The sequence below is a fragment of the Ramlibacter sp. MAHUQ-53 genome (assembly GCF_052600055.1).
In genome coordinates, this window is sequence record NZ_JBQWTS010000003.1 from 114895 (window position 1) to 140587 (window position 25693).

The 25693-nt window shown below is 70.3% G+C and carries 27 protein-coding genes; 20 read left to right on the top strand and 7 right to left on the bottom strand.

Features of this window, described 5'->3' with window-relative positions; all coding sequences use genetic code 11:
* Position 1: 1 nt before the first annotated feature.
* Genes ACT80S_RS06535 through arfB form a run of 4 tightly spaced genes read left to right on the top strand, consistent with a single transcriptional unit; the run spans position 2 to position 4128 of the window.
* Positions 2 to 1036, top strand: a complete 1035-nt coding sequence (locus ACT80S_RS06535; RefSeq protein WP_377414146.1) for a microcin C ABC transporter permease YejB — start codon at positions 2 to 4, stop codon at positions 1034 to 1036.
* The gene (locus tag ACT80S_RS06540; RefSeq protein WP_377414148.1) at positions 1029 to 2066 is read left to right on the top strand and encodes an ABC transporter permease; all 1038 of its coding nucleotides are present in this window, start codon (positions 1029 to 1031) and stop codon (positions 2064 to 2066) included. The genes ACT80S_RS06535 and ACT80S_RS06540 overlap by 8 nt, the downstream gene beginning before the upstream one ends.
* Positions 2063 to 3721, top strand: a complete 1659-nt coding sequence (locus ACT80S_RS06545) for an ABC transporter ATP-binding protein (RefSeq protein WP_377414150.1) — start codon at positions 2063 to 2065, stop codon at positions 3719 to 3721. Before ACT80S_RS06540 ends, ACT80S_RS06545 begins: the two co-directional genes overlap by 4 nt.
* Complete coding sequence (gene arfB, locus ACT80S_RS06550) at positions 3718 to 4128, top strand: alternative ribosome rescue aminoacyl-tRNA hydrolase ArfB (protein ID WP_377414152.1); 411 nt, start codon at positions 3718 to 3720, stop codon at positions 4126 to 4128. The genes ACT80S_RS06545 and arfB overlap by 4 nt, the downstream gene beginning before the upstream one ends.
* Before the next feature lie 12 nt (positions 4129 to 4140).
* Here the strand turns inward: arfB and ACT80S_RS06555 are convergent, their stop codons facing one another.
* Positions 4141 to 5115, bottom strand: coding sequence for a hypothetical protein (locus ACT80S_RS06555; protein ID WP_377414155.1), 975 nt, complete (start codon positions 5113 to 5115; stop codon positions 4141 to 4143).
* A 402-nt stretch (positions 5116 to 5517) separates the two neighbouring features.
* On the opposite strand from ACT80S_RS06555, the gene rimP reads away from it, so the two are divergent.
* From rimP to ACT80S_RS06595, 8 genes are read left to right on the top strand one after another with little or no spacing between them, the layout of a single operon-like run.
* The gene (gene rimP / locus ACT80S_RS06560) at positions 5518 to 6087 is read left to right on the top strand and encodes a ribosome maturation factor RimP (RefSeq protein WP_377414157.1); all 570 of its coding nucleotides are present in this window, start codon (positions 5518 to 5520) and stop codon (positions 6085 to 6087) included.
* 1 nt (position 6088) lies between these two features.
* Positions 6089 to 7579, top strand: coding sequence for a transcription termination factor NusA (nusA, locus tag ACT80S_RS06565; RefSeq protein WP_377414160.1), 1491 nt, complete (start codon positions 6089 to 6091; stop codon positions 7577 to 7579).
* A gap of 23 nt (positions 7580 to 7602) precedes the next feature.
* On the top strand, positions 7603 to 10449 hold the full coding sequence (gene infB, locus ACT80S_RS06570) for a translation initiation factor IF-2 (RefSeq protein ID WP_377414162.1): 2847 nt from the start codon (positions 7603 to 7605) through the stop codon (positions 10447 to 10449).
* A gap of 21 nt (positions 10450 to 10470) precedes the next feature.
* Positions 10471 to 10851: a 30S ribosome-binding factor RbfA gene (gene rbfA / locus ACT80S_RS06575; protein WP_377414164.1), complete on the top strand. Its 381-nt coding sequence runs from the start codon at positions 10471 to 10473 to the stop codon at positions 10849 to 10851.
* Entirely contained in the window at positions 10848 to 11819 is a 972-nt protein-coding gene (truB, locus tag ACT80S_RS06580; RefSeq protein ID WP_377414166.1) for a tRNA pseudouridine(55) synthase TruB, read from the top strand. The genes rbfA and truB overlap by 4 nt, the downstream gene beginning before the upstream one ends.
* Before the next feature lie 5 nt (positions 11820 to 11824).
* On the top strand, positions 11825 to 13657 hold the full coding sequence (gene typA / locus ACT80S_RS06585) for a translational GTPase TypA (protein WP_377414168.1): 1833 nt from the start codon (positions 11825 to 11827) through the stop codon (positions 13655 to 13657).
* Positions 13658 to 13670: 13 nt separating this feature from the next.
* Positions 13671 to 14546, top strand: a complete 876-nt coding sequence (locus ACT80S_RS06590; RefSeq protein WP_377414170.1) for a DMT family transporter — start codon at positions 13671 to 13673, stop codon at positions 14544 to 14546.
* Positions 14543 to 15622 (top strand): enoyl-CoA hydratase/isomerase family protein, encoded by a 1080-nt coding sequence (locus ACT80S_RS06595; RefSeq protein ID WP_377414173.1) that lies wholly within the window; start codon positions 14543 to 14545, stop codon positions 15620 to 15622. Before ACT80S_RS06590 ends, ACT80S_RS06595 begins: the two co-directional genes overlap by 4 nt.
* Positions 15623 to 15656: 34 nt before the next feature.
* Here ACT80S_RS06595 and ACT80S_RS06600 read toward each other — a convergent pair whose 3' ends face one another.
* Genes ACT80S_RS06600 through ACT80S_RS06610 form a run of 3 tightly spaced genes read right to left on the bottom strand, consistent with a single transcriptional unit; the run spans position 15657 to position 17382 of the window.
* The gene (locus ACT80S_RS06600; RefSeq protein WP_377414175.1) at positions 15657 to 16433 is read right to left on the bottom strand and encodes an anti-sigma factor family protein; all 777 of its coding nucleotides are present in this window, start codon (positions 16431 to 16433) and stop codon (positions 15657 to 15659) included.
* Between the two features lie 10 nt (positions 16434 to 16443).
* Complete coding sequence (locus ACT80S_RS06605; protein ID WP_377414177.1) at positions 16444 to 16962, bottom strand: sigma-70 family RNA polymerase sigma factor; 519 nt, start codon at positions 16960 to 16962, stop codon at positions 16444 to 16446.
* Between the two features lie 39 nt (positions 16963 to 17001).
* Entirely contained in the window at positions 17002 to 17382 is a 381-nt protein-coding gene (locus ACT80S_RS06610) for a COG4315 family predicted lipoprotein (protein ID WP_377414180.1), read from the bottom strand.
* Between the two features lie 137 nt (positions 17383 to 17519).
* Here ACT80S_RS06610 and ACT80S_RS06615 point away from each other — a divergent pair, with 137 nt between their 5' ends.
* Positions 17520 to 17999, top strand: a complete 480-nt coding sequence (locus ACT80S_RS06615) for a CesT family type III secretion system chaperone (RefSeq protein WP_377414182.1) — start codon at positions 17520 to 17522, stop codon at positions 17997 to 17999.
* Positions 18000 to 18008: 9 nt separating this feature from the next.
* Positions 18009 to 19226 (top strand): hypothetical protein, encoded by a 1218-nt coding sequence (locus ACT80S_RS06620; RefSeq protein ID WP_377414184.1) that lies wholly within the window; start codon positions 18009 to 18011, stop codon positions 19224 to 19226.
* 27 nt (positions 19227 to 19253) lie between these two features.
* On the opposite strand, the gene smpB is transcribed toward ACT80S_RS06620, so the two are convergent.
* Entirely contained in the window at positions 19254 to 19727 is a 474-nt protein-coding gene (gene smpB, locus ACT80S_RS06625; RefSeq protein ID WP_377414187.1) for an SsrA-binding protein SmpB, read from the bottom strand.
* Between the two features lie 58 nt (positions 19728 to 19785).
* Here smpB and ACT80S_RS06630 point away from each other — a divergent pair, with 58 nt between their 5' ends.
* Positions 19786 to 20226 carry a type II toxin-antitoxin system RatA family toxin gene (locus tag ACT80S_RS06630; RefSeq protein WP_377414189.1) on the top strand — a complete coding sequence of 147 codons (441 nt, stop codon included), beginning with the start codon at positions 19786 to 19788 and terminating at the stop codon, positions 20224 to 20226.
* Positions 20219 to 20557: an RnfH family protein gene (locus ACT80S_RS06635; RefSeq protein ID WP_377414191.1), complete on the top strand. Its 339-nt coding sequence runs from the start codon at positions 20219 to 20221 to the stop codon at positions 20555 to 20557. The genes ACT80S_RS06630 and ACT80S_RS06635 overlap by 8 nt, the downstream gene beginning before the upstream one ends.
* Positions 20558 to 20622: 65 nt before the next feature.
* Here the strand turns inward: ACT80S_RS06635 and ACT80S_RS06640 are convergent, their stop codons facing one another.
* Positions 20623 to 21105 carry a DUF4124 domain-containing protein gene (locus tag ACT80S_RS06640; RefSeq protein WP_377414194.1) on the bottom strand — a complete coding sequence of 161 codons (483 nt, stop codon included), beginning with the start codon at positions 21103 to 21105 and terminating at the stop codon, positions 20623 to 20625.
* Positions 21106 to 21188: 83 nt separating this feature from the next.
* On the opposite strand from ACT80S_RS06640, the gene guaB reads away from it, so the two are divergent.
* The 4 genes from guaB to guaA all read left to right on the top strand — a co-directional run bounded on the left by guaB (position 21189) and on the right by guaA (position 25103).
* A complete protein-coding gene (gene guaB / locus ACT80S_RS06645; protein WP_377414196.1) occupies positions 21189 to 22664 on the top strand; it encodes an IMP dehydrogenase in 1476 nt (491 codons plus the stop codon).
* Between the two features lie 99 nt (positions 22665 to 22763).
* A complete protein-coding gene (locus ACT80S_RS06650; protein ID WP_377414198.1) occupies positions 22764 to 23075 on the top strand; it encodes a type II toxin-antitoxin system Phd/YefM family antitoxin in 312 nt (103 codons plus the stop codon).
* Positions 23062 to 23478: a type II toxin-antitoxin system VapC family toxin gene (locus tag ACT80S_RS06655; protein WP_377414200.1), complete on the top strand. Its 417-nt coding sequence runs from the start codon at positions 23062 to 23064 to the stop codon at positions 23476 to 23478. The genes ACT80S_RS06650 and ACT80S_RS06655 overlap by 14 nt, the downstream gene beginning before the upstream one ends.
* Before the next feature lie 5 nt (positions 23479 to 23483).
* On the top strand, positions 23484 to 25103 hold the full coding sequence (guaA, locus tag ACT80S_RS06660) for a glutamine-hydrolyzing GMP synthase (protein WP_377414202.1): 1620 nt from the start codon (positions 23484 to 23486) through the stop codon (positions 25101 to 25103).
* Here the strand turns inward: guaA and ACT80S_RS06665 are convergent.
* The gene (locus ACT80S_RS06665) at positions 25054 to 25644 is read right to left on the bottom strand and encodes a DUF2878 domain-containing protein (protein ID WP_377414204.1); all 591 of its coding nucleotides are present in this window, start codon (positions 25642 to 25644) and stop codon (positions 25054 to 25056) included. The two genes, guaA and ACT80S_RS06665, sit on opposite strands and share 50 nt — an antisense overlap.
* Between the last annotated feature and the right edge of the window lie 49 nt (positions 25645 to 25693).

Here is a 25693-nt window from a genome sequence, read left to right on the forward strand (position 1 = left end):
CATGGCCAGCTACATCCTCAAGCGCCTGCTGCTGATGATCCCCACGCTGCTGGGGGTGCTGCTGGTCACCTTCGCGGTGATCCAGTTCGTGCCGGGCGGCCCGGTCGAACAGATGGTCGCCCAGCTCCAGGGGCGCGACACGGGCGGGGAGGGCGCCGCGGCCTCCGGCGCCGGCTACCGCGGCCGCCAGGGCGTGGACGACAAGCGCATCGCCGAGATCAAGGCCCTCTACGGCTTCGACAAGCCGGCCCACGAGCGCTTCCTGCAGATGCTGTCACAGTTCGCCCGCTTCGACCTGGGCAAGAGCTTCTACCAGCACAAGGACGTCTGGGAACTGGTCAAGGAGAAGTTGCCGGTCTCGGTGAGCCTGGGCCTGTGGACCTTCTTCCTGTCCTACCTGATCGCGGTGCCCCTGGGCGTGGCCAAGGCGGTGCGCGCGGGTTCGCGCTTCGACCTGGTGACCACGCTGTTCGTGCTGGTCGGCTACGCCATCCCCGGCTTCGTCCTGGGCGTGGCGCTGCTGGTGGTGTTCGGCGGGCAGCTGCAGTGGTTCCCCCTGCGCGGGCTGACATCATCCAACTGGGAGCAGCTGAGCCTGGCCGGCAAGGTGGTCGACTACCTCTGGCACATCTGCCTGCCGGTCACGGCCATGGTGTTCGGCAGCTTCGCGGTCACGGCCATGCTCACGAAGAACAGCTTCCTCGAGGAGATCCGCAAGCAGTACGTGCTGACCGCCCGGGCCAAGGGCCTGGACGAGCGCCGCGTGCTCTGGAAGCACGTGCTGCGCAACGCGCTGATCCCCATCGTCACCGGCTTCCCGGCGGCCTTCATCGGCGCCTTCTTCACCGGCTCGCTGCTGATCGAGACGCTGTTCTCGCTCGACGGCCTGGGCCTCCTGAGCTACGAGAGCGTGATCCGGCGCGACTACCCGGTGGTCCTGGGCACGCTGTACCTCTTCACTCTGATCGGCCTGGTCACCAAGTTGATCAGCGACCTGAGTTACGTCCTGGTGGACCCGCGAGTCAAATTTGACTGAACCCGTCTCCCTCAGCCCCGGCCGCCGCGCCTGGCAGCGCTTTCGCCGCAACCGGCTCGGTTTCGTGAGCCTGGTGCTGTTTGCCTTCATGGTGCTGGCCAGCCTGGCCGCGGAGGTCGTGTCCAACGACCGGCCGCTGCTGGTGCGCTACGAGGGGCAGTGGTACTTCCCGCTGGTCAAGGACTACCCCGAGAAGACCTTCGGCGGCGACTTCGCCACGCCGGCCGATTACCTCGACCCGTTCATCCGCGAGCGCCTCACCGCGGGCGGCAACTGGGCGATCTACCCGCCCAACCCCTACGGCCCGAAGACGCTGAACTACTTCGCGAAGCTGCCCAATCCCGCCGCACCGTCCCCCGAGAACGTCTTCGGCACCGACGACCGCGGCCGGGACCTGCTCGCGCAATTGATCTACGGCTTCCGCGTGAGCGTGCTGTTCGGGCTGGCGCTCACCGCGATCGGCGTCCTCCTGGGAGTGATCACGGGCGCGGTGCAGGGTTACTTCGGCGGGCGCACCGACCTGGCCTTCCAGCGGTTCATCGAGATCTGGGGCTCGATGCCGGAGCTGTACCTGCTGATCATCTTCAGCGCGGTCTTCGCGCCCAGCGTCGCGCTCCTGCTGGTGCTGCTGTCCCTGTTCGGGTGGATGGGCCTGTCCGACTACGTGCGGGCCGAGTTCCTGCGCAATCGCCAGATGGACTACGTGCGCGCCGCCCGCGCCCTGGGCGTGGGCAACCTGCGCATCATGTGGCGGCACATCCTGCCCAACTCGATGACCCCGGTCGTGACCTTCCTGCCATTCCGCATGAGTGCCGCCATCCTGGCGCTCACCTCGCTGGACTTCCTGGGCCTGGGGGTGCCGCCCGGCACGCCCTCGCTGGGCGAGCTCCTGAGCCAGGGCAAGGCCAACCTGGACGCCTGGTGGATCTCGCTGTCCACCTTCGGCGTGCTGGCTGTCACCTTGCTGCTCCTGACCTTCATGGGCGACGCGCTGCGTGATGCGCTCGACCCGCGCAAGGAGTCGGCATGAGCGCCGGGCCGCTTTCTTCCCGCCCCGGCAGCGGCGCCTTGCGCGAGGCGCCGGACCAGCCCTTGCTCCAGGTGCGCGGGCTCGGCGTGTCCTTCGGCGGCCGCCCGGTGGTCCATGGCGTCGACTTCGACATCGCGCCCGGCGAGAAGCTGGCCCTGGTCGGCGAGTCGGGCTCCGGCAAGACCGTCACCGCGCTGTCTCTGCTGCGGCTGGTGCAGGGCGCCAGCCTGACGGGCTCGGCGCGGCTGGCGGGCGAGGGCGCGTCGCGCGACCTGCTGCAGCTGTCCGAGCGCGAGATGCTGGGCGTGCGCGGCGACGACATCGCCATGATCTTCCAGGAGCCGATGACCGCGCTGAACCCGCTGTTCACGGTGGGCGACCAGGTGGCCGAGGTGCTGGAGGTCAAACAGGGCCTCGGCCGGCGCGCGGCCTGGGACGCAGCGGTGGAGGCCCTGGCCGCCACCGGCATTCCCGACCCGGCCCGGCGCGCCCAGTCCTTCCCGCACCAGCTTTCAGGCGGCCAGCGCCAGCGCGCCATGATCGCGATGGCGCTGGCGGCCCGCCCCCGGCTCCTGCTGGCGGACGAGCCGACGACGGCGCTCGATGTCACCCTGCGCGGTCAGATCCTGGACCTGCTGTCCGACCTGCAGCGCCAGACCGGCATGGCCGTCCTGATCATCACCCACGACCTGAACCTGGTGCGGCGCTTCGCCGACCGGGTGGCGGTCATGGAGCAGGGCCGGCTGGTGGAGCAGGGGCCGGTGGGCGCCGTGTTCACGGCGCCGTCCCACCCCTACACCCGCCGCCTGATCGACAGCCGCCCGGTGCGCGACGTGCCCGAGGTCCCGCCGGCGCCCGACGCCCGGCCCGCGGTCGAGGCCCGCGGCGTTCAGGTCGCCTACCCGGTGCCGGTCCCGGGACTGCGGGGCTGGTTCCGCCGGGGCGAGTTCATTGCGGTCCACGAGGCCGGCTTCCGGCTGATGCCCGGGCGTACCCTGGGCGTGGTGGGCGAGTCCGGCTCGGGCAAGTCCACCCTGGCCATGGCGACGCTGGGCCTGGCGCCGCACCGCGGCGAACTCCAGGTCGCCGGCCGGCGCTGGCAGGCCGGCACCACGGCCAACCGGCCCCTGCGCCGCCTCGTGCAGGTGGTGTTCCAGGACCCGTTCTCCTCGCTGTCCCCGCGCATGACCGTGGAGGAGATCGTGGGCGAGGGCCTGGTGGTGCACGAGCCGGCGCTGCCCGAGGCGCAGCGGCGCGAGCGGGTGCTGCAGGTGCTGGCCGAGGTCGGCCTCACGCAGGACCAGTTTCCGGGCCTGCTGGCGCGCTACCCCCATGAGTTCTCCGGTGGCCAGCGCCAGCGCCTGGCCGTGGCCCGGGCCCTGATCGTGCGCCCGCAGGTGCTGGTGCTGGACGAGCCCACCAGCGCGCTGGACGTCACCATCCAGCAGCAGGTGCTGCGCCTGCTGCAGCGGCTGCAGCATGACCACGGCCTGAGCTACCTGCTGATCACGCACGACGTGCAGGTGATCCGGGCGATGGCGCACGAGGTGTTGGTGATGAAGGACGGCCGGATCCTGGAGTCCGGCCCGGTCGAGGCGGTGCTCGACGCGCCGCGCGACCCGTACACCCAGGCCCTGGTGGCGGCGGCCGCATGATCCCGCAGGCGTCCACGCCCATCGACCCGGCCGAGGTGGAGGTCACCGCGGTGCGGGCGCAGGGCGCGGGCGGGCAGAACGTCAACAAGGTCTCCAGCGCCATCCACCTGCGCTTCGACATCCGGCATTCCTCGCTGCCCGAGGACCACAAGGCCCGCCTGCTGGCGCTGCGGGACCACCGCATCACACGCGACGGCGTGCTGGTGATCAAGGCCCAGGAGCACCGCAGCCAGGACATGAACCGGGCCGAGGCTTTCGGGCGGCTCCAGGAGCTGGTGGACAGCGTGGCGCGGCCCCCCAAGGTGCGCCAAGCGACGAAGCCGACGCGGGCTTCGCGCCAGCGTCGGCTTCAGGGCAAGAAGCTGCGCGCTGAGGTGAAGCTGCTGCGCGCACCCGTGCGGGGCTGACGAGGGGCCGGGTCAGGCGTCGGGGCCTGTCGGCGAGGCCCGGTCGCTCCGGGCGGTGGGAGCGACGTAACCCACGAGATCGTCGTCGTTCATGAGCGCCAGGTCGATTTCGCAGCGATCACAGAACTTCTGGAGCTCGTTCACCGCACGACTGAACCGGCGAGCATCGCCGCGCAGCCCCGCGAGCTCACTCCGGGTCAGGGCCAGTCTTTCCAGGCGCTGGACCAGGATTTTGCGCCCAGCCTGACCCAGGGGAGGGCGCGCCACGTCGGGCGCCTCCTGCGGGTACACCGTCGAGGAGCGGTCCGGGGACGAGGCCGGCGTGCTGCTGAGGCTGCTCAGATGAATCCGCACGGCAGTCTCTTCATCCCCGCGCTGCCAGGCGTTGAAGGCCTGGAATTTGGGCGAAAGTGACGCCTCGGGGCGAGGGCGCCCGATCATTCGCAGGACCCAGGCGCCGACGCCTGGGCTCCCGGCCCGCGCGCCGACATGCGCCACGGGCGAAATTGTCCTGGCTCGCGCTTCCGGTTGCTTGCCGTCGCCTTCAGCCCGGGGGATGCGTGACGCGTGGCGGCCCTCGTTTTCCTGCGCCAGCCTCCCGGCAGCCACGATGAACCGGAGCTCGTCGGGCGCGCCCCATCGGACCCCGGCGATCTGCGCCGTCGCATTTCGGACCACCCTCGACCTCAGCTCCGGTGAAAGCTCCGCGAGTTTGCGATGGAGGTGATCGGTCAGTTGACGCCTGTAGGCACTGCCGAAGTAGCCGTGAAGCGCGTGGCCGGGCTGCCGGACCGCCGCCAGCTCGAACGCGGAAGGCTGGCCGGAGGCCACGGCTTGGACCAAAGCGGTTGCGCTCTGCCTGAACTCCCGGGTCAACTGGTCCCGGCGCGCCGCCGCGACCTCGCGTTGGAGCGCGGCCCGGGCTTCCCGCCCCGCGACCCAGCGCACATAGCGCTCCCGCAAGCTGAGAGGGGAACGCCCCGTCAAGTCGCTTCCGGTGGCCGTGCTGCGGCGGGGGATGGGGCGGTCCGCCTCGAGGGTCCGCCCGGGCCCGCGGTCCGCGTCGGAGGCGTCGGTCGGAACGTTGCGAGGGGGCTGGGGCGCTGCTGCAGTGTCTTGCGACCGACCGAACCAGGATTGGAGCGCTGGGAGGCTGATGGGGAACTTGAACATGGCGGGTGGGCGTTGGTGTGGAAAAAGGAGCGGGCTCGAGGCAACCGCCTCGGCGCATAGTGGCCTCACCTCCCGCCCGAGTTCCGGTAGAGCACCAACACGACCCGTTGCAAACCGCGCCGCGAGAGGCTACAATGCTCGCTTAACGACCAAACCGGGCGGTTCCAACCGCCCGTTTTTTTTGGCCGAACGCATTACAGGACAAACCCCATACCAGTGGCTCTACAGGACATCGTCGAACAAACCGTGACCGGGCTCGGCTACGAGCTGGTGGAGATCGAACGCTCCGCCGGCGGGTTGCTGCGCATCACCATCGACCTGCCCTGGACGCCCGGCGCCGAGCAGTTCGTCAACGTCGAGGACTGCGAGAAGGTGACGCGGCAGCTGCAGTACACGCTCGAAGTCGAGGAAATCGACTACAAGCGCCTGGAGGTGTCCTCGCCCGGCATCGACCGCCCCCTGCGCAACGAGCGGGACTTCGAACGTTTCGAGGGCGAGCAGGTCGACATCACGCTCAAGGCCCCCATGGGCTCCGCCGCCGCCGGCCAGGTGGCCGCCAACCGCAAGAAATTCCGGGGCACGCTCGAGCGCGCCGAGGCCGGCGGCTGGCAGGTGGTGTGGAGCGACGAGCCGCAGGCCAAGCCGGGCCAGAAAGTGAGCAAGAAGAGGGAGCCGGCGCCGCTGCAGGCCCTGGGTTTCCAGCTCGACGAGCTGAAGGAAGCCCGCCTGGCGCCGGTCGTGGATTTCAAGGGGCGCCGCCCCAAGCAAGATGCAGGAGAGTCGTGACATGAACCGCGAAATGTTGATGCTGGTCGAGGCGATCTCGCGCGAGAAGAACGTCGAGCGCGACGTGGTCTTCGGCGCGGTCGAGTCCGCGCTGGCCCAGGCCACCAAGAAGCTGTATGAAGGCGAGGTCGACATCCGCGTGGCCATCGACCGTGACACCGGCGAGTACGAAACCTTCCGCCGCTGGCTGGTCGTGCCCGACGAGCAGGGCCTGCAGAACCCCGACGCCGAGGAGCTCCTGATGGACGCCCTCGACCGCGCCGCCGACGCCGAGGTCGGCGACTACATCGAGGAGCCGATCGCCTCCGTGCCGATCGGCCGTATCGGCGCCATGGCCGCCAAGCAGGTGATCCTGCAGAAGATCCGCGACGCCGAGCGCGAGATGCTCCTGAACGACTTCATGTCGCGCGGCGACAAGATCTTCGTGGGCACCGTCAAGCGCATGGACAAGGGCGACATCATCGTGGAGAGCGGCCGCGTCGAAGGCCGCCTGCGCCGCGGCGAGATGATCCCCAAGGAAAACCTGCGCAATGGCGACCGCGTGCGCGCCATGATCATGGAGGTCGACCTGACCCTGCGCGGCGCGCCCATCATCCTTTCGCGGTCCGCCCCCGAGTTCATGATCGAGCTGTTCCGCCAGGAAGTGCCCGAGATCGAGCAGGGCCTGCTGGAGATCAAGAGCTGCGCCCGCGACCCGGGCTCGCGCGCCAAGATCGCCGTCATCTCCCATGACAAGCGCGTCGACCCGATCGGCACCTGCGTGGGCGTGCGCGGCACCCGCGTCAACGCGGTCACCAACGAGCTCGCCGGCGAGCGCGTGGACATCGTGCTGTGGTCCGAGGACCCGGCCCAGTTCGTGATCGGCGCCCTGGCCCCGGCCAACGTTTCCTCCATCGTCGTGGACGAGGAGAAGCACGCCATGGACGTGGTGGTCGACGAGGAGAACCTCGCCATCGCCATCGGCCGCGGTGGCCAGAACGTGCGCCTGGCGTCCGAGCTGACCGGCTGGAAGATCAACATCATGGACGCCAACGAATCGGCCCAGAAGCAGGCCGAGGAGACCAGCACGCTGCGCAAGCTGTTCATGGAGAAGCTCGATGTCGACGAGGAGATCGCCGACATCCTGATCGCCGAAGGCTTCACCAGCCTCGAGGAAGTGGCCTACGTCCCGATCCAGGAGATGCTGGAGATCGAGGCCCTCGACGAGGACACCGTCAACGAGCTGCGCGCCCGCGCCAAGGACGCGCTGCTCACCATGGAAATCGCCCGTGAGGAAAGCGTCGAGGAGGTCTCGCAGGACCTGCGCACGCTCGAGGGCCTGACCCCCACGCTGATTGCCCAGCTGGCCGAGGCCGGCATCCACACCCGCGACGAGCTGGCCGACCTGGCCGTCGACGAATTGACCGAGATCACCGGCCAGACGCCCGATGAGGCGAAGGCGCTGATCCTGAAGGCACGCGAGCACTGGTTCTCCGGTGCCGCGTCCGAGTGATGTGATGGGAGGCAGAAGAATCTATGTCCAGTACGACCGTCGCCGAGTTCGCCAGCGAACTCAAGAAATCTCCCGACACGCTGCTTGAGCAATTGCGCAGCGCCGGCGTGGCCAAGTCCGCGCCTTCCGATGCCCTGTCCGAGGCCGACAAGCAGAAGCTCCTGGGCTACCTGCAGGCTAGCCACGGCACGGCGTCGCCCGAGCGCAAGAAGATCACCCTGACCAAGAAGTCGACCACCGAGATCAAGCAGGCCGATGCCACCGGCAAGGCCCGCACGATCCAGGTGGAGGTGCGCAAGAAGCGCACCTTCATCAAGCGGGACGACGAGGTCGCCGCGCCCGCCGAGATGGCCCCCGAGGCGGCCGCAGCCGCGGAAGCCGACGCCTCCGCCGCGCGCGCCGAATCCGCCGACCTCGCCCGCCGCGAGGAAGAGGCCCGCCGCCAGGCCGAACTGATCCGCCGCCAAGAGGAAGACCTGGCCGAGAAGCGCCGCCAGCGCGAGGACCAGGAGCGCAAGGAACGCGAGGCCGAGGAGCGCGCCGCCGCCTACCTCGCCGCCGAGGAGGCCAAGAAGGCCGCCGCCCAGGCCGAGAAGCAGGAAGCGTCCGCCGAGGCCAAGGCCGCCGCCGAAGCCCGCGCCGCTGCCGCCGCGGAAGCCAAGGCCAAGGCCGAGGCCGAATCGAAGGCCCGCGCCGACGAGGAGGCCCAGCGCGCCCGCGACCTCGAGGAGCGCCGCCGCAAGGCCCTGGCCGAAGCCGAGGCCATCCGCGCCATGATGGCCGCGCCCAAGAAGGTGCTGGTCGCCAAGAAGCCCGAGGAGCCGAAGCCGGCCGAGGCCAAGCCCGCCGCCAAGGGCACCCTGCACAAGCCCGCCACCCCGGCCGGCCGCCCCGCCCCTGGCGCCGGCGCCCCCTCCGGCGGTGGCAAGGAAGTCAAGTCCGCCAAGCTGTCCTCCAGCTGGGCGGGCGACCCGGCCAAGAAGAAGGCCATCCCGACGCGTGGCGATGCCACCGGCGGCGTCGGCCGCAACAACTGGCGCTCCGGCCCCCGCGGCCGCCGCGGCCATGACCGCGACCAGCGCGAGGAGTCCCAGGCCCAGCCGGTCGAGGCGCGCGTGCTGGAAGTGCACGTGCCCGAGACCATCACCGTGGCCGAACTGGCCCACAAGATGGCCGTGAAGGCCGGCGAGGTGATCAAGTCGCTGATGAAGATGGGCCAGATGGTCACCATCAACCAGCCGCTGGACCAGGACACGGCCATGATCGTGGTCGAGGAAATGGGCCACAAGGCCATCGTCGCCGCCCTGGACGACCCCGAGGCGTTCACCGACGAGGACGTCGGCGCGACCGAGGGCCCGGCCCTGCCGCGCGCCCCGGTGGTCACCGTCATGGGCCACGTGGACCACGGCAAGACCTCGCTGCTGGACTACATCCGCCGCACCAAGGTGGCCGCGGGCGAAGCCGGCGGCATCACGCAGCACATCGGCGCTTACCACGTCGAGACGCCGCGTGGCGTGATCTCCTTCCTGGACACCCCCGGCCACGAGGCGTTCACCGCCATGCGTGCCCGCGGCGCCCAGGCCACCGACATCGTCATCCTGGTGGTGGCTGCCGACGACGGCGTGATGCCCCAGACCAAGGAAGCTGTCAAGCACGCGAAGGCGGCCGGCGTGCCGATCGTGGTCGCGGTGAACAAGATCGACAAGCCCGACGCCAACCCCGAGCGCGTGAAGCAGGAGCTGGTGGTCGAGGAGGTGGTGCCCGAGGAGTACGGCGGCGAGTCGCCGTTCGTGAACGTGTCCGCCCGCACGGGCCAGGGCATCGACGAGCTGCTCGAGCAGGTGCTGCTGCAGGCCGAAGTGCTGGAGCTCAAGGCGCCGGTGGAAGCCGCTGCCAAGGGCCTGGTCATCGAAGCCCAGCTGGACAAGGGCCGCGGCCCGGTCGCCACCGTGCTGGTGCAGTCCGGCACCCTGAAGGTGGGTGACGTGGTGCTGGCCGGCCAGACCTATGGCCGCGTGCGCGCCATGATCGACGAGGATGGCAAGACCATCAAGACGGCCGGTCCCTCCATCCCGGTGGAGATCCAGGGCCTGACCGAGGTGCCGCAGGCCGGCGACGAGTTCATGGTGCTGGCCGACGAGCGCCGCGCCCGCGAGATCGCGACCTACCGTGCCGGCAAGTTCCGCAACACCAAGCTGGCCAAGCAGCAGGCTGCCAAGCTGGAGAACATGTTCGCGGACATCGGCTCCGGCGAGGTCAAGACCCTGCCGATCATCATCAAGGCCGACGTGCAAGGCTCCCAGGAAGCCCTGGCCGCCTCGCTGCTCAAGCTCTCGACCGACGAGGTCAAGGTGCAGCTGGTCTACACCGGCGTGGGCGGCATCAGCGAGTCGGACGTCAACCTGGCGATCGCCTCCAAGGCCGTCGTCATCGGCTTCAACGTGCGCGCCGACTCCGGCGCCCGCAAGCTGGCCGAGGGCAATGGCGTGGACCTGCGCTACTACAGCATCATCTACGACGCCGTGGACGAGCTGAAGGTCGCCATGTCCGGCATGCTGGCGCCCGAGCAGCGCGAAGAGGAACTCGGTACCGCCGAGATCCGCACCGTGTTCGTGGCCTCCAAGATCGGCACGGTCGCCGGTTCGTACATCACGTCCGGCCAGGTCACCCGCAACTGCAAGTTCCGCCTGCTGCGGGACAACGTGGTCATCTACACGGGCGAGGTCGAGTCGGTGCGCCGCCTCAAGGACGATGTCAAGGAAGTCAAGGAAGGCTTCGAGTGCGGTATCAAGCTGCGCAACTACAACGACATCAAGGAAGGCGACCAGCTCGAGTTCTTCGAGGTCAAGGAGATCGCGCGCACGCTGTAAGGCGTTGCGCGGGAGAGTCCCATGCCGGCGAAGAAATCGACCGTCAACCGCAGCTTCAAGGTCGCGGACCAGATCCAGCGCGACCTCACGGAGCTGATCGCGCGCGAGTTGAAGGACCCGCGCGTGGGCATGGTCACCATCCAGGCCATCGAGGTCACGCCGGACTACGCCCACGCCAAGGTGTTCTTCAGCGTGCTGGTGGGTGACCCGCAGGAAACCCAGGACGCCCTCAACCAGGCGGCCGGCTTCCTGCGCAACCACCTGTTCAAGCGCCTGCACATCCACACGGTGCCGACGCTGCACTTCCTGTTCGACCGCACCACCGAGAAGGCCGCCGACATGAACGCGCTGATTGCGCGCGCGGTCGCCTCGCGTTCCAAAAACGACGACGAGCCGGCATGAGCCTCAGCGCACCACGGGTACGGGTCGTGAGGCGCCCCGTGCACGGGGTGCTGTTGATCGACAAGCCGCTCGGCCTTTCCAGCAACAACGCGTTGCAGAAGGCCAAGTGGCTGCTTCGCGCTGAAAAAGCGGGCCACACCGGCACGCTCGATCCCCTGGCCACCGGCGTGCTGCCCCTGTGCTTCGGCGCGGCCACCAAGTTCTCGCAGCTGCAGCTGGAGGCGGACAAGACCTACGAGGCGGTTGCCGTGCTGGGCGTGCGCACCACCACCGGCGACGCCGAGGGTGAGGTGCTCGAGACCCGCGAGGTCCCGGCTGACGCCCTCGCGCCGCAGCGGCTGGCGCAGGTGCGGGCGCAGTTCACCGGCCCGATCCGCCAGGTGCCGCCCATGCACAGCGCCCTGAAGAAGGACGGCAAGGCCCTCTACGAGTACGCCCGCGCGGGCGAGGAAGTCGAGCGCGAGGCCCGCGACGTCACCATCCACGACCTGCGCCTGGAACCCGCCGCGCCCACGCCTGGCGGGCACCCGACGCTGAAGATCACCGCCCGCGTGAGCAAGGGCACCTACATCCGCACCCTGGGCGAGGACATCGGCCTGGCGCTGGGCTGCGGCGCGCACCTGAGCGCGCTGCGCCGCATCGCCACCGGGCACTACGACGTGTCCCAGTGCATCACGCTGGCCGACCTGGAGGCGATGGGCGAGGGCGAGCGCCTGGCCTGCCTGCAGCCGCCCGAGAGCCTGCTGGCTGGCCACACCCGCGTCACGCTCGACGCCGAGAATGCCGGCCGGTTCCTTTCCGGCATGCGCCGCCGTGGCGACTGGCCCGATGCCGCGGCGGTGGCCGTGTTCGGCGCAGCGCCGCCGGCCCTCCTGGGCACGGCCCATGTGAAGGCCAACGAACTGATTCCGGGGCGTCTGCTGAGCCCCATCGAAATCCAGCAGATCCTGAGCTCGAAAGAAGCCTGACCCTCATGAGCACCAAGCAAATCCGCAACATCGCCATCATCGCGCACGTCGACCACGGCAAGACCACCATGGTCGACCAACTCCTGCGCCAGTCCGGCACCTTCGCCGAGCACGAGAAGGTGGTCGACACCGTCATGGACAACAACGCCATCGAGCGTGAGCGTGGCATCACCATCCTGGCCAAGAACTGCGCCGTGAGCTGGAAGGGCACCCACATCAACATCGTGGACACCCCCGGCCACGCCGACTTCGGCGGCGAGGTCGAGCGCGCCCTGTCCATGGTGGACGGCGTGGTGCTGCTGATCGACGCCCAGGAAGGCCCGATGCCGCAGACCCGCTTCGTGACCAAGAAGGCGCTGGCCCTGGGCCTGCGCCCCATCGTGGTCGTGAACAAGGTGGACAAGCCCGGCGCCGCCCCCGACAAGGTGATCAACGCCGCCTTCGACCTCTTCGACAAGCTCGGCGCGACCGACGAGCAGCTCGACTTCCCCGTGGTGTACGCCTCGGGCATCAACGGCTGGTCCTCGAAGGAAGAGGGCGCTCCCGGTGAGCAGTGGGGCCCCGACATGTCGGCCCTGTTCGACACCATCCTGGAGCACGTGCCCGCCCAGAAGGGTGACCCCAACGCGCCCCTGCAGCTGCAGATCTCCGCGCTGGATTACTCCACGTTCGTGGGCCGCATCGGCGTCGGCCGCATCAGCGCCGGCACGCTCAAGCCCGCGATGGACGTGCTCGTGATGGAAGGCCCGGACGGCAAGGCCGTCAAGGGCCGCATCAACCAGGTGCTGACCTTCCAGGGCCTGGACCGCATGCAGACCCCTGAGGCCGGCCCGGGCGACATCGTCCTGATCAACGGCATCGAGGACATCGGCATCGGCGTGACCATCACCGACCCGCTGAACCCCCAGCCGCTGCCGATGCTCAAGGTGGACGAGCCCACCCTGATCATGAACTTCTGCGTGAACACCAGCCCGCTGGCCGGCCGTGAAGGCAAGTTCGTGACCAGCCGCCAGCTGTGGGACCGCCTGCAGAAGGAACTGCAGCACAACGTGGCCCTGCGCGTGAAGGAGACCGACGAGGAAGGCGTGTTCGAAGTCGCCGGCCGGGGCGAGCTGCACCTGACCATCCTGCTGGAGAACATGCGCCGCGAAGGCTACGAAATGGCCGTCTCCAAGCCGCGCGTGGTGTTCAAGGACATCGACGGCGTGAAGTGCGAGCCGATCGAGCTGGTGACGGCCGACATCGAGGAGCAGCACCAGGGCGGCGTGATGCAGGCCCTGGGCGAGCGCAAGGGCGAGCTGGTGAACATGGAGCCGGACGGCCGCGGCCGCGTGCGCCTGGAGTACCGCATCCCGGCGCGCGGCCTGATCGGCTTCTCCAACGAGTTCCTGAACCTGACCCGCGGCTCCGGCCTGATCTCCAACATCTTCGACTGCTATGAAGCCCACCGCGGCGAGATCGGCGGCCGCAAGAACGGCGTGCTGATCTCCATGGACGACGGCGAGATCTTCACCTACGCCCTGGGCAAGCTGGACGACCGCGGCCGCATGTTCGTCAAGCCGAACGACGCGGTGTACGAGGGCATGATCGTCGGCATCCACAGCCGCGACAACGACCTGGTGGTCAACGCCACCCGCACCAAGCAGCTGACGAACTTCCGCGTGTCGGGCAAGGAAGACGCGATCAAGATCACGCCCCCGATCGAGCTGACGCTGGAATACGGCGTGGAGTTCATCGAGGACGACGAGCTGGTCGAGATCACGCCCAAGACCATCCGCCTGCGCAAGCGCTTCCTGAAGGAGCACGAGCGCAAGCGCGCCCAGCGCGAAGCCGCCTGACGCTGCGCACCCGATGCGGCTGACGCACGGCCAGGCCGTCCTCGGCATGCTGGCGGTGACCCTGATGTGGTCCACCGCCGGCGTGGTCACGCGCCACCTCGAGCACGCGGCGCGCTTCGAGGTCACCTTCTGGCGCAGCCTGTTCACGGTGCTGTCGCTGCTGGTGATCCTGCCGATGCTGCGCGGGCGCGGCGTGTTCGCCCGCATGCTGCGCGCCGGGCCCGCCCTGTGGGCCTCCGGTCTGTGCTGGGGCGTGATGTTCACCGCCTTCATGGTGGCCCTCACGCTGACCACCGTTGCCAGCGTGCTGGTGACCATGGCGGTCGGCCCGCTGCTCACCGCGCTGGTGGCGCGCATGGCCATTCCCGGCTACCGCATCCCGGCGCGCACCTGGGGCGCGATCCTGGTCGCCGGCCTGGGCATCGCCTGGATGTACGGCACCCAGGTGGCCGAGGGGCAGCTCGCCGGCACCCTCGTGGCCCTCGCCGTGCCGCTGGCAGCCGCGATCAACTGGGCCATCGCCGAGCGCGCGCACGCGCGCGGGCAGGACATCGACTTCGTGCCCGCGGTGCTCGCCGGCGCGGTGCTGTCCTCGCTGGCCACGCTGCCCCTGGCCATGCCCTTCGTGGCCACGCCCCGCGACCTGGGCCTGCTCGCCTTCCTCGGACTGACGCAGCTGGCGATTCCCTGCGCGCTCGCGGTGGTGTGCGCCCGCGTGCTCAAGGCGCCCGAGGTGGCGTTGCTGTCCTTGCTCGAAGTGGTGTTCGGTATCCTCTGGGCCTGGCTCGGCGCCGGCGAGGCGCCCGGGCCCACCGTCCTGGCGGGCGGCGTCCTCGTGCTGGGCGCCCTGGTCGCCAACGAACTCATAGGCTGGAGACAACGACGATGACCGAGGTGCTGGTCGAGACCCGGGGCCGCCTGGGCCTGCTCACCCTGAACCGGGCCAAGGCGCTCAATGCCCTGTCCCTGGACATGGTGCGCGAACTGACACGCGCGCTGCGCGAATGGGAGCGGGACGCCGCCATCGACGCGGTGGCGATCCGCGGCATGGGCAAGGAGGGGCCCTTCGGCGCCTTCTGCGCCGGCGGCGACATCCGCTTCTTCCACCAGGCGGCGCTGGCGGGCAACCCGCAGCTGGAGGACTTCTTCACCGAGGAATACGCCCTCAACCACCTGGTGCACCGCTACCCCAAGCCCTATGTCGTCTTCATGGACGGCATCATCATGGGCGGCGGCATGGGTATCGCCGGGCACGGTGCGCCGGGCTCGCTGCGCATCGCCACCGAGCGCACCAAGATGGCCATGCCCGAGACCCACATCGGCCTGTTCCCGGATGTGGGCGGCGGCTGGTTCCTGGCGCGCTGCCCTGGCCGCATGGGCGAGTACCTCGCGCTGACGGGGCAGGTGATCACCGGGGCCGACGCCCTGGCCGTGGGCCTGGCCGACCTGGTGGTGGACAGCGGCGAACTGCCCGGCCTGTGGGAGCAGCTCGCCGGCGGCGGCGTCCAGGCGCTGCAGGCCCTGCGCGAACGCCGCAGCCCGCACCCGGCCAGCGCACTCGCAGCGCATGGCGAGGCCATCGACCGGTTCTTCGGGCTGCCCACGGTCGGCGCGATCGTTTCCGCCCTCGAGGCGGACGGGGGCGACTGGGCCCGCGACACCGCGGCCACGCTGCGCAAGCGCTCGCCGCTGATGCTTCACGTGGTGCTGGAGCAGCTGCGGCGCGCCCGCACGCTCTCGCTGGCCGACGACCTGCGCATGGAGCGCGACCTGGTGCGCCACTGCTTTGCCCTGCGCCCCGGCGCCGCGAGCGAGACGGTGGAAGGCATCCGCGCCCTGGCGGTGGACAAGGACCACGCGCCGAAATGGAATCCGGCGCGCATCGAGGACGTGACGCCGGCGATGGTGGCGCCGTTCTTCGCCAGTCCCTGGCCCGCGCACGCCCACCCGCTGAGGGACCTCTGAGAGGCGAGGGCGGCCCGCGGGCGGCTGCCCGGCGTCAACCGACCTGGCGGTAGACCTCCCGCGCGACTTCCATCAGCCGCTCCCGCGGCAGCTGGCCTGCCAGCGCATAGCCGAAGCCCTGGTCCACCCAGTAGAAGGTGGCGGCGCGCCCTTGCTGCGTGAACCGGAAGGCGGTCTCCCCGCCGGCCTGGGGCAGCGCCCCCAGGTACAGCGTGAGGCGCTCGCCGCCGGCGTCCTGGTACATGAACTGCGCGCGGGCGCCGTTCTCCCCCGGCAACAGCCGCCCGCCCACCAGCTGGAAGCCCTGGGCCGCGAGCTGGGGCACCTTGAGGGGGCGCCCCAGTCGCCTGGACAGCCACTGCACCAGGTGGTCATGCTGCGCCGCCTCGACTTCCACCGGGTGGCGCTGCTCGGGCACGTAGACCACGTGGGCCGCCAGCGCCTGCCGGGCGAAGGCCAGCCCGGGTTGCGCTGGCCGCGGCCACAGGCCATGGGCGAACCAGCCGAGCCCGAAGGCGAGCAGCACCGCGGCGGCCCTGCCGCCCCAGCGGCGCCAGTCGGCCTGGCGGCGACCGCCACGCGCCAGCGCCTCGAGGGCCGCGCGCTGCGGCGGCTGCAGCGGCTCGTCCAGGTCCTCCCGCAGGTGCGCGCGCAGCAGCTCGCGCTGGCGGCGCCAGGCCGCCACCCGGGCGGCCAGCGCAGGCTCGGCATCCACGCGCGCCTGCAGCCGCGCCGCGTCGGCGGGCGCGAGGCGGCCGTCGACCAGCGCATGGAGCTCGTCGTCGGCGGGCGGGGAGGTCGGGTCGCTCATCGCGGTCACTTCATTTCAGTCGCCGCAGGGCCGGGCGGGCGCCGGCGGGGTCCCGGCCCTCCATCAGGTCGCGCAGGCGCGCGCGGGCCCGCGACAGCCGCGACATCACCGTGCCGATCGGCACGCCGGTGATGCGCGCCACATCCTCGTAGGCCAGGTCCTGCAGGGTCACCAGCAGCAGCACCTCGCGCTGTTCCTCGGGCAGGCGCATCAGGCAGCGTTGCAGGTCCAGCGCCTGCGCGGTGCCGGGTTCCTGCGCCACCGCCTCCAGGGCCTGCTCGTCGAGCGGCTCGGTGGGACGGCGCAGCGCCCGCCGCGCCTGGTCGACGAACAGGTTGTGCATCAGGGTGAACAGCCAGGCGCGCAGGTCGGTGCCCGCCACCCACAGCCGCCAGCGGCTGCAGGCGCGCTCCAGGGTGTCCTGGAGCAGGTCGTCGGCGGCCCAGCGGTCGCCCGTCAGCGCGCGGGCATAGCGGCGCAGCTGCGCCACGTGGGCGGCGAGTTCCGACGGGGAGGCGGGCGGGGCCATCGACGGTCGATTGTGCGCCTGCGGCCTGGCCGGCCCGGCTCAGGGGCGGGCCAGCTTCCAGATGCCGTTCACGCCGTCGCCGGTGCGCTCGCCCGGCTTGGTGTCCTTGACCCAGAAGTACAGCGGCTTGCCCTTGTAGGCCCACTGCCTGCCGCCGTCGTCGCGGGAGATGACGGTCCAGTCGCCGGCGTCCTTGTCGGCGGCGGTGGCCATCAGCGGCGGCCACAGCCCGGCGCACTGGCCGTTGCAGACGGACTTGCCGGAGCCGGCGGCGTCACGGTCGAAGGTGTAGAGCGTCATGCCGTTGCCGCCCACCAGCACGCCGTCGCTGGCTCTGGCAGGGGCGGTCTGGGCATGGGCGGCCGGCACGGCCAGCAGCGCGCCCAGGGCGAGGGCACAGGTCACGGAGCGCAGGGTCATGGTCGTTTCTCCAGGTCGGGGGATGAACAAGGGTCCCCGATGCATGAACGACCTGGCGGCGGCGTTTATTCCCGCAGGCCGCCCGACATTTAGTCTCAACGATTTACATCTCAGGCTCCGGAGACTACTGTTGGGCTATGAGCGAGACAGCCACCCCGGTCGACCTGCTTGCTGCCCTGTTGAACGAGACCCTGGCGGCGGGGGTGCGCGTGGCCGATGACGGCAACCTCTACCTGGAGCTGGGCGACGGCCAGGGGGTCGTCGTCTCGCCCAGCCCGGACGGGGAAGACATCGTCCTGCACTGCGCCCTGGCGATGCTCGGGAGCACCGCGGACGCCGGGCTGATGACCGCGGCCCTGGCCTGCAACCTCCACCAGGCGCAGACCCGCGGTGGCGCGATCGGACTGGATCCGGATGCCCAGCTGCTGGTGTTCTCCTGGCGGCTGCCGACCCGAACGCTCGACTCGCCCGACGACCTGCTGGCCCTCCTCGACGGCTTCTGTGCGACCGCCGGGGAATTGTCCGGCCGCCTGGAGGAGGCTGCCGCCCGGGTGGCCGACCTGGGCGGGCCATGGGCCGATCCGGCCTCCGAGGCGCACGGCTGCAGGCCGGGGTGAGGGCGGGCGATGCGCACGGGCAACGACCCCCTGGCATCAGGCTGGCTCCACGCGCTGGTGCGGCGCCCCGGCAGCGACCGCGAGGATGCGACGCGCGGCCTGGCAGGCCGCGGCGCCCCGGCCGCCGCGCACTTGCGGGCGCGCGGCGTGGGGCCTGGCGGACTCATGATCCGGCACGCCCTGCCGGGCGATGTTCCTGCCCGGGTCCCCCCCGGGCCGGCAGGCGCGGCCACGACGATGCGGTGCGTGGAGACCGGGCGTGACCTGCCCCGGGTGCCCCGGGAATGGGCCCCGGCGATCCAGACGTACTTCCTGGCCTGCCGCGTCGCCTACGATCCCGGCAACCCGATCGCCCGGGACGATTGCGAGACGGCCGGGCTCCGCGACGCGTTCCGCGAGCAGGTCGACGGCCAGCCGTTGCTGCCGGCCGAGATCACCGGCTCGAGCCTGTTGAACCGGGGCGTCACCGGCCCCGGCGGCGCCGGTCGCGTGCTGGCGGACCTGCCCAACACGCTGCACGACCCGGCGACGGGGCTGTCGGCGTCGATCTCCTTGCGCGGGGGCACCGAGGTGGTCATCGCCTTCGGCGGCACTGGCGGCCAGGGGCGGTGGCTGTCCCAGGTGACGCAGTGCGCGATCAACCTCCTGGGCCTGGCGCCGCCCGCCAGCTTCACCCAGGCGGCCCGGTTGACGGCCCGGGTGCAGGCCCACCTGGAGAAGCTCAACGCCAGCCTGCCGCCGCAGCGGCAGCTGCGGCTGTCCCTCACGGGCCACTCGATGGGCGGCGGGCTGGCGACCTACGCGTCGCTGCGCTGCGGCGTCCCGGCCCTGGTGCTGGCGCCGATGCGCCTGGGCGACATGGCCCGCCGCTCCTTGGGACCGGCGGCCTGCGCACGGGCGCCGTCGCTGGTGACCGAGGTCTGCTGCCGCGAGGACTGGGTGGCCGCCAATCGCCTGTCGCGCCTCATGCACTGGCTCGGGATGAAGGGCTCGGTCGGCGCCTTCGGCACGCGCTACCTGGTCGAGGTGCCTTCGCGCAGGGAGGCCGCGTGCCTGGGCACGGAAGGCGCCGATTTCTCCCCGCACAGGAACATCGATCTGGCGCTGAAGATCCAGGTCGCGGAGGAGGAGGCGGCCCTCAGGCGGGCAGGGCGCGCGGCCGGCGGAAGGCGGCCTCCCTCGCCTGGGCCGTTGCCCGGCCTCGATCCGGCCGGTCCACGGCGCTGAACGGCCGGCACCCCGGCCCGGGGCGCTTCAGCGGTGCCGCTGCTTCATGACGCGCTCGACCTCGCGCTTGCCTTCGCGCTCGCGAATGGTGTCGCGCTTGTCGTGCTCGCCCTTGCCCTTGGCCAGGGCGATCTCGCACTTGGCCCGTCCGTTCTTCCAGTGCAGGTTGAGGGGGACCAGGGTGTGGCCCTTCTGCTCCACCTTGCCGATGAGGCGGCGGATCTCGTCCTTGTGCATCAGGAGCTTCTTGGTGCGAGCCGCGTCCGGGTTGACGTGGGTGGAGGCCGTCTTGAGCGGGTTGATCTGGCACCCGATCAGGTACAGCTCGCCGTCGCGGATCACGACATAGCCGTCCGTGAGTTGCGCCTTGCCCTCGCGCAGGGCCTTGACCTCCCAGCCATGCAGCACCAGGCCGGCCTCGTAGCGCTCCTCGATGTGGTAGTTGAAGAGGGCCTTCTTGTTCTCGGCGATGCGCGTGGAGGTCTCGGGCTTCTTGGACATGGGCGGAATGTGGGGGCGCAGCGGCTCTCTACAATCCGGCGCGGGCCCGCAATTCTCCATGAAAACCGTCCATAAATCCGTCCTGATCTGGTTCAGCGCCGAGGAGATGTTCGCGCTGGTCACCGACGTGGACGCCTACCCGAAGTTCCTGCCCTGGTGCGACCGCGCCTCGGTGCTGGCGCGCGACGCGCACGGCATGGATGCCGAGGTCGGCATCGCGTTCTCCGGCATCCACCAGAAATTCGTGACCCGCAACGAGCATGTGCCCGGGCGCAAAGTCGACATGCGCCTGGTCGAGGGCCCGTTCTCCAGGCTCGAGGGCCACTGGAGCTTCACGCCGGTGGGGCAGCCCGGGGACCGGGCCTGCCGCGTCGAGCTGACGCTGGACTACGCCTTCCGCAGCAGCACCCTGGCGGCGCTGGTCGGGCCGGTGTTCGACCGCATCGCCGGCAGTCTGGTCGACGCCTTCGTCAAGCGCGCCGAGCAGGTCTATGGCTGACGCCGACGGCGCCCTCCGCGTGGGCGTGGCCTGGAGCCCGGCGCCGCGGCAGGTGCGCGAATGGTCCGTGCGGCTGCCGGCAGGCGCATGCGCGCGCGACGCACTGGAGGCCAGCGGCCTCTACGACGAATTTCCCGAGCTGCGGGGGCGCGCGCTGGACCTCTCGGTCTGGGGCCGCCTGGCGGCGCCCGGGCAGGCGCTGCGCGAGGGCGACCGGGTGGAGGTGCTGCGCCCGCTGCTGGTGGACCCGAAGGTGGCCCGCCGCGAGCGCTTCCAGCGCCAGGGCGCCCGCACGGCCGGCCTGTTCTCGAAGCGGCCGGGCCGGCGCTGAGCCCGGGACGCGCCACCGAGGCGCTCAGGGAGCAGGCGCGCCGCGCCGGCAGGCCGCCGGGGCGCTCAGGGTGCCGCGCACTCGCTGGCGATGATCTCCTGCACGCGGGCGGATTCGGCCGCGCGGGCGGCGTCGTCCATGACCTCGCGCTCCCCCTTGTCGTTCATGCGGGCGATGCGCATGCCCGAGTCCAGCGTGGCCTTGGCGGCCCGGGCCCGGGTGCAGTTCTCGGCGCGGACCTGGGCGATGCGCTCCTCCTCGGCCTTGCGCGCCTCGGCGGCGCCCTGGGCGCCCGGGGGGCTGGCGGCGGGGCGCTGCGCACTCGCCGCGCGGGTGGCGGCCGGGGCCTGCGCGGCGGGCTCGGCGCCGGTGTTCACCGAGGGGGTGCGCGGCGTCGGCTGGCGCAGGATGTTGCGCTCCGGGACACCCGGCGGCGGCGGCTGGTCGCTGAAGACCCGGCGGCCCGAGCCGTCGATCCATTGCCATTGGGCCGGGACCGCCAGGGGCAGGGCGCAGGCCGCGACGAGGAGGAAAGTACGAAGGCGCATGATCGCCGCAGTGTAGCGCCCAGCCCGGCCGCGGAAAACCGCACGCACCCGCCAGATACAATCCGTCTTTTGGAGCCTTTCACATGCGCCTTCTCGGAAAAGCGCTCACCTTCGACGACGTGTTGCTGGTGCCAGCGTTCTCCCAGGTCCTGCCCAAGGACACCTCCCTGGCCACGCGCCTGACCCGCAACATCACGCTGAACCTGCCGCTGGTGTCCGCCGCGATGGACACCGTGACGGAAGCCCGCCTGGCCATCGCCATGGCGCAGGAAGGCGGCATCGGCATCATCCACAAGAACCTCACCGCGCAGGAGCAGGCCGCCCAGGTGCTGCGCGTCAAGCGCTACGAGTCCGGCGTGCTGCGCGACCCGTTCGTGGTCTCGCCCTCGCACACCGTGCGCCAGCTGCTGGAGCTGCAGGAGCAGCTCGGGTTCTCCGGCTTCCCGGTGGTGGAGGGCGGCAAGGTGGTCGGCATCGTCACCGGCCGCGACCTGCGCTTCGAGACCCGCTACGACCTGCCGATCAGCCAGATCATGACCCCGCGTGAGCGTCTGGTCACCGTCAACGACAAGGACGGCACCACGCCCGAGCAGGCCAAGGCCCTCCTGAACAAGCACAAGCTCGAGCGCCTGCTGGTCGTGGGCGATGCCTTCGAGCTCAAGGGCCTGATCACCGTCAAGGACATCACCAAGCAGACCAGCTTCCCCAATGCCGCGCGTGACGCTTCCGGCCGCCTGCGCGTGGGCGCGGCGGTGGGCGTGGGCGCCGGCACCGAGGAACGCGTCGAGGCCCTGGTCAAGGCCGGCGTCGACGCCATCGTGGTCGACACCGCCCATGGCCACAGCAAGGGCGTGATCGAGCGCGTGCGCTGGGTCAAGCAGAACTACCCCCAGGTCGACGTGATCGGCGGCAACATCGCCACCGGCGCAGCCGCCCTGGCCCTGGTCGAAGCCGGCGCCGACGGCGTGAAGGTCGGCATCGGCCCCGGCTCGATCTGCACCACCCGCATCGTCGCGGGCGTGGGCGTGCCGCAGATCACCGCCATCGACAACGTGGCCACCGCCCTGCAGGGCTCGGGCGTGCCCCTGATCGCCGACGGCGGCGTGCGCTACTCGGGCGACATCGGCAAGGCCATCGCCGCCGGCGCCAGCACGGTGATGATGGGCGGCATGTTCGCGGGTACCGAAGAGGCCCCGGGTGAAGTGATCCTCTACCAGGGCCGCAGCTACAAGAGCTACCGGGGCATGGGCTCCATCGGCGCCATGCAGCAGGGCAGCGCCGACCGCTACTTCCAGGAAGCCAGCAGCACCAACCCCAACGCCGAGAAGCTGGTGCCCGAGGGCATCGAGGGCCGTGTCCCGTACAAGGGCTCGCTGGTGGCGATCGTCTACCAGATGGCGGGCGGCCTGCGCGCCTCCATGGGCTACTGCGGCTGCGCCAGCATCGAGGAGATGCGCAACAAGGCCGAGTTCGTGCAGATCACCGCCGCCGGCATGCGCGAGAGCCATGTGCATGACGTGCAGATCACCAAGGAAGCGCCGAACTACCGGACGGAGTGAGGTGTCCGTGGAATGACCTCCCAAAAGGGCCAGAATCTTCTGGCCCTTTTTCATGGGCACGGCTAAAATCTGACCATATCTGCAGAGATTCGGGCCAGAATGCAAACCGTTCCCATCCATCAAGCAAAGAGCCAGCTCTCTGAGCTGATTCGCGCCGTCGAGCAGGGTGAGGAAGTCGTGCTGACGCGCCACGGCAAGCGGGTGATCCGCCTGATCCGGGAGCCTGACGCCGAGCAGCCCAGCATCGAGGCGCGCCGGCAGGCCATCGTCGCTGAACTGCAGGCCCTGCGCGCGAAGGTGGGAGCGGGCCAGCCGGGTTTTGCCGAGCTCTGGGAAGAACACAAGCGCGACCGCGACGAGCGCGGTGGCGCGTGGAACGACAGCAAGAAGGCCGGCCATGGTGGTGATTGACGCCTCTGCCTTCGCCAGCTGGGCATTCCCGGACGAGGGCGGCGACAAGGTATCGCAGGCGTTGATCCGGGTGATGACCCAGGAAGAGAGCGCGACCACGCCGGCCCTGTTCCATGTCGAGGCCCTGCATGCCGCCGGCAAGGCACTGCAGCGCGGTCGTTTCACCCCCAGCGCACACCAGCACGTGCTGCGTCTGCTCAGCCGCCTGCCGGTGTCCCTGGCACCCATTCGCGTTTCGCCGCTCGAGTACTGGTCCTGGTGCCAGTCCTTGGGTTTGACACCGTACGACGGCACCTACCTGAACCTGGCGCTCGAGCTCAAGGCGCCCCTGGTCACCATGGACAAGCAGTTGCTGCGCGCCTGCCTTGCGCTCGATCATCCCGTGATTACCGATCTCACCTGAACCCCATGCAACACGACAAGATCCTCATCCTCGACTTCGGCAGCCAGGTCACGCAGCTGATCGCGCGCCGCGTGCGCGAAGCCCATGTCTACTCCGAAGTCCACCCCTGCGACGTGACCGACGACTGGGTCCGCCAGTACGCCGCCGACGGCAAGCTCAAGGGCGTGATCCTCTCCGGCAGCCATGCCAGCGTGTACGAGGACAGCACCGACAAGGCGCCCCAGGCCGTCTTCGAGCTGGGCGTCCCCGTGCTGGGCATCTGCTACGGCATGCAGACCATGGCGCACCAGCTGGGCGGCAAGGTCGAGAGCGGCCACAAGCGCGAGTTCGGCTTCGCCGCCGTGCGCGCCCGCGGCCACACCGAGCTGCTCAAGGACATCGCCGACTACACCACCGACGAGGGCCACGGCATGCTCAACGTGTGGATGTCGCACGGCGACAAGGTGACCGAGCTGCCCCCGGGCTTCAAGCTGATGGCCTCCACCGACAGCTGCCCCATCGCCGGCATGGCCGACGAGGCCCGCCGCTTCTACGCGGTGCAGTTCCACCCCGAGGTCACGCACACGGTGCAGGGCCACGCCATCCTCGAGCGCTTCGTGCGTGGCATCTGCCAGGCCAGGCCGGACTGGGTCATGAAGGACCACATCGAGGAGGCCGTGCAGAAGATCCGCGAGCAGGTGGGCGACGAGGAAGTGATCCTCGGGCTGTCCGGCGGCGTGGACTCCTCGGTGGCCGCGGCCCTGATCCACCGCGCCATCGGCGACCAGCTGACCTGCGTCTTCGTGGACCACGGCCTGCTGCGCCTGAACGAGGGCGACATGGTGATGGACATGTTCGAGGGCAAGCTGCACGCGAAGGTGATCCGTGTCGACGCCAGCGACCTGTTCCTGGGCCAGCTGGCCGGCGTGAGCGACCCGGAAAAGAAGCGCAAGATCATCGGCGGCCTGTTCGTCGACGTGTTCAAGGCCGAGGCGGCCAAGCTCAAGGCGGGCACGGGCGGCCACAAAGGCGCGACCTTCCTGGCTCAGGGCACGATCTACCCCGACGTGATCGAGTCCGGCGGCGCCAAGAGCAAGAAGGCCGTCACCATCAAGAGCCACCACAACGTGGGCGGCCTGCCCGAGCAGCTGGGCCTGAAGCTGCTGGAGCCGCTGCGCGACCTGTTCAAGGACGAAGTGCGCGAGCTGGGCGTGGCCCTGGGCCTGCCGCCGGAGATGGTGTACCGCCACCCGTTCCCGGGCCCCGGCCTGGGCGTGCGCATCCTGGGCGAGGTGAAGAAGGAGTACGCCGACCTGCTGCGTCGCGCCGATGCGATCTTCATCGAGGAATTGCGCAACTTCACCGACCCGTCGACCGGCAAGACCTGGTACGACCTGACCAGCCAGGCCTTCACCGTGTTCCTGCCGGTCAAGAGCGTGGGCGTGATGGGTGATGGCCGCACCTACGACTACGTCGTGGCCCTGCGCGCGGTGCAGACCAGCGACTTCATGACCGCCGACTGGGCCGAACTGCCCTACGCGCTGCTGAAGAAGGTCTCGGGCCGCATCATCAACGAGGTGCGCGGCATCAACCGCGTCACCTACGACGTGAGCTCCAAGCCGCCCGCGACGATCGAGTGGGAGTGAGCGGGGCGGGCGCCCCGGCCTCACGCGGCGCCTGCGCCCGGCGCTTCCGGCACGCAAGCTGCACCAGCGCCGGGAGCGCCAGCATCCAGGCCCCCGCCAGCGCGGCGAGGTGGCCGGGCGCGCCGTCGAACGACGCGGCGCCCAGGGCCGCGCCACCCGCATAGGCGAGGGGGCCGAACACCAGGCCCAGCGCCGCGGACAGCGCCCAGTGCCGGCCTTGCAGGAAGGCCAGCGAGGAATTCAGGGTCAGCGCGAACAGCACCCACAGCATCCACAGCCACAGCGGGCTGAGCGGCCCGATCGCCAGGCCGTGGAAATCTATCACCGAGAACTGCTGCAGCAGGGTGTCCAGCGGGATGCCGAGCGCGAGGCTGGCGCCGGCCAGGCGTGCCTCCTGCGCGGGCTGCGCCGAGGTGTACAGGTGCGCGAGCGCCAGCGCGCCGCAGAAGGCCAGCGCCGGCACCTCGTACCCGGACGCGACGCCCGCCACGCAGGCCCACCAGCCGGCCTGGAACCCCAGGGCATTGATCAGGCGATCCATGATGCGGGGATTCTAGGAAGGTGCCCGTCCCCGCGCCGCCCGGGGTGAA